The sequence below is a fragment of the uncultured Nostoc sp. genome (assembly GCF_964247315.1).
Classification (GTDB): domain Bacteria; phylum Cyanobacteriota; class Cyanobacteriia; order Cyanobacteriales; family Nostocaceae; genus Nostoc.
Map to the genome: position 1 here is coordinate 1 of NZ_CAXTTT010000242.1, position 3190 is coordinate 3190.

Sequence of the window (3190 nt, forward strand, 5' to 3'; positions counted from 1 at the left end):
TGCCTACCTTAATGGATTAATCTTTGCTCCCTAAATAAAAAGTGGGATGCTCCCAGTAGAGAGAGATTCTTGAAATAAAATACTGTATGCGGTGATGGGATTTGCCCCAGCAATTAGCATCAGGATAGCACCGACAATGAGGGCACAGGCGATCGCAATTAGCGGTGATAGGATTGGTAAGAGGAATTTCATGCGATTACTTGCGATCATGATGCGATGATTGCCAATATTTATCTAACCGAAGTGGAGAAACATTGCATTTTCTTTCTCAGCCGCATCTTGGTAATATCTCACAAGTGGATTATATGCGTATTCATATAAATGATGATAGCTATCTTCTTCTAAACCTCTAAATTGTAATCTTTTTCTAATAGTCTCAATAGAAAAACTGGATAAAGCATTGGCTATTTTTTTGACTTCATCATCGCTAAAGTATAACAATGAATAGTCACGTTCATCATGTTCGATTCCATTACTGCCCAGTACAGCCCTAATTAAAGGAAGATTATCTTCTGGATTTTGACTAACGACTAATTTAGATAAATATAATGCTTGATCGTAAAAGTCATATCCCGTAAGTAAAAAAATTATTGGTTGCCACATTTTATCTAAGTCTAAATATTTACTTTTACCTTCATTAATAATTAAAGGAATATCGTTATTGAGGTTTTCAAATTCTTCCGTTTTATCTTTTTGGAATTTATCTAGTCTCTCTTGTGCAAAATTAATTGCCTCATGGAACCAATCAATCTCATCACGTTCAATTATTGTAAACTCTTGCCAAAATGGTGAATCTTCTAAGTATTTTGCATCTAAAAATAACCCTGCCAAGTCAGGATGCTTTTTGATTTTTTCCAATACATAGGGAGATACTTGTTTGAGATTTAATGTAATTCCCATCAGATGTTCTTTGCCTGAATCGCTGTAATTTCATCAGCAGTTAAAGTTACAATTTTCCTATCTTGCATAATACTAATTGATTGACCAAGCTTACGATGTCGTTCTATTGCTGCTGCAATTGCTGCTTTGACTCCAGCATCAATTTTACAATGTAACTTTTTCATCTCTTTTTCAGTCATTTAATACCTCTATAATTTGGTTCCAAATCTCATTTATATAAATAATAGGCTGTTGATGAATAATGCGTTCAGCAACGAAAAGGGGAGATGATCTAGAGTGATCATATATCATCCAACCATCGCACAAAGATAAGTATAAATAAATCAAATTTGTTCGCCCCTGTTGGTAGCGTCTACGAATAACATCTTCTAGAATCGAGTGTCCACCACTAGCAACCCTTGCTGCTACTCGTTCTACTGCCAAGTCAACGCTTTGTAACCAAAAGTATATCAAGTTAATTGTGTAGCCTTTTGCTCTACAATCAATAATAAAAGGTGCAAAACTTCTAGCTGCTAACGTAGTTTCAAAAGCAAAATCACTACCTGAATTAGATAATGTCCGCAGTCGCATAATCATTAACCTTCCTGCTTCCATAGCCATTGAATCGGGATTTAATGGAGATAGTCCAGCAGCAATAGCATCTGCATTTACGTACTCAAAGCAGTCTAGAAAATTTGGTAACAAACTCATTGAAACAGTAGTTTTTCCTGAACCATTTGCACCACCAATGATGTAAAGACTCGGATACAAATTTTGTATAATTAAATTTCTCCTCTCCGTGTTATTTTATCTCCCCGTCACCGTATCCCCCCACCCATCAACAAACCAAGTTCTTCCACCTTCGCCGTGGCTGCATCCAAAATAGCCACAAACTCACCTCTGTAGATTACAGCAATGCGATCGCTCATTGTCATCACTTCTTCTAACTCAGTAGAAATATACAAAATTGCGGCACCGCGATCGCGTTCTGTTAATATTCGAGACTGGACGGCTACTGTCGCCCCGACATCTAACCCCCTTGTCGGTTGCATGGCGATAATTAAAGCTGGTGTTTGCGCCAGTTCTCGCGCTAACACTACTTTTTGTTGATTTCCTCCCGAAAGCTGACTTACCTTGATATCAATTCCATTCGCCCGAATGTCAAACTCTTGCATTGCAGCTTGGGCACGATTAGCGATCGCTTCTTGTTGTAACAAAAAACGGCGACAAAATGGCAGATATTTAAAAGCTTTTAAAATCAAGTTTTGGGCGATGCTAAATTGCAACACCAATCCCATTGTCTGCCTATCTTCTGGGATATAGCCCACTGAGGAATGCTTGGGCGTAAACTCAATTTTACCCTGCTTAATAGTCCGCAAAAAAGCAATCGCATCAGCTAATTCTCGCTGTCCATTGCCATCGACACCAGCAATTCCTAAAATTTCTCCCGCCCGCAGTTCAAAAGATACGTTATTTACAGCAAGAATATTTCTTTCATCAGCAACTTGCAAATTTTGCACCGATAAGATAATTTCTCCTGGTAATATAGGATTTTTATTTAACTGTAAAACTACTTCCCGTCCTACCATCAATGCTGCTAACTGCTGAGGTGTCGCTGCTTCAGTTGATGTTGTTCTTACTACCTTTCCCTGGCGCAAAACTGTTACTGAATCACAGAGATTCATTACCTCTTCTAATTTATGACTGATAAAAATAATTGTATTGCCTGCGGCTGCCAATTGGCGCAAGATAGCAATTAATGATTCTACTTCTGGTGGTGTCAAAACTGCTGTAGGTTCATCAAGAATCAACAACTTTGCTTGACGGTAGAGAACTTTGAGAATTTCTACCCGTTGTTGTGCCCCAACAGATAAATTTTCAACTTTGGCAGTGGGGTCAATTTCTAATCCATAAGCTTGGGATAATGCGGCAATTTCTTGCTGTTTATATTGTAAATTTAGTCGCCAAGTTTTCTCCGTCCCTAAGATGATATTTTCTGTAACAGTCAATTTTTGTACAAGCATGAAGTGTTGGTGAATCATGCCAATACCTAATTTAATTGCCTCATTTGGTGAGGTAATTTCTATTGGTTGTTCTTGGAGATAAATCTCACCAGCATCAGGTTGATAGAGTCCACTAATAATATTCATTAAAGTACTCTTACCCGCACCATTTTCCCCTAGTATTCCATGAATAGTTCCAGATGCAACAGAGAGATTGATATTGTCGTTAGCAATAAAAGACCCAAAGCGTTTGGTAATATTGTTTAAGCGTAAATAGTTCATATTCACTAAACTGATAGCTCGTAGTG

At 37.8% G+C, this 3190-nt stretch carries 4 protein-coding genes and 1 pseudogene; all 5 read right to left on the minus strand.

What is annotated here, in order from left to right:
• Nucleotides 1–54: 54 nt before the first annotated feature.
• Nucleotides 55–210 (minus strand): annotated as a pseudogene (locus ACFE93_RS34255) (ABC transporter permease); the annotation flags it as partial.
• 24 nt (nt 211–234) lie between these two features.
• Entirely contained in the window at nt 235–900 is a 666-nt protein-coding gene (locus ACFE93_RS34260) for a DUF1877 family protein (RefSeq protein ID WP_375480536.1), read from the minus strand.
• Entirely contained in the window at nt 900–1079 is a 180-nt protein-coding gene (locus ACFE93_RS34265; protein ID WP_375480538.1) for a hypothetical protein, read from the minus strand. The genes ACFE93_RS34260 and ACFE93_RS34265 overlap by 1 nt, the downstream gene beginning before the upstream one ends.
• Nucleotides 1072–1650 carry a zeta toxin family protein gene (locus ACFE93_RS34270; RefSeq protein ID WP_375480540.1) on the minus strand — a complete coding sequence of 193 codons (579 nt, stop codon included), beginning with the start codon at nt 1648–1650 and terminating at the stop codon, nt 1072–1074. Before ACFE93_RS34270 ends, ACFE93_RS34265 begins: the two co-directional genes overlap by 8 nt.
• Before the next feature lie 47 nt (nt 1651–1697).
• Nucleotides 1698–3164 (minus strand): ABC transporter ATP-binding protein, encoded by a 1467-nt coding sequence (locus ACFE93_RS34275; RefSeq protein WP_375480542.1) that lies wholly within the window; start codon nt 3162–3164, stop codon nt 1698–1700.
• Nucleotides 3165–3190 lie beyond the last annotated feature (26 nt).

What these genes read in the sequence shown, in the direction of transcription:
- ACFE93_RS34260 (WP_375480536.1), bottom strand. Translation starts at nt 900, where the DNA reads ATGGGAATTACATTAAATCTCAAACAAGTATCTCCCTATGTATTGGAA.
- ACFE93_RS34265 (WP_375480538.1), bottom strand. Translation starts at nt 1,079, where the DNA reads ATGACTGAAAAAGAGATGAAAAAGTTACATTGTAAAATTGATGCTGGA.
- ACFE93_RS34275 (WP_375480542.1), bottom strand. Translation starts at nt 3,164, where the DNA reads ATGAACTATTTACGCTTAAACAATATTACCAAACGCTTTGGGTCTTTT.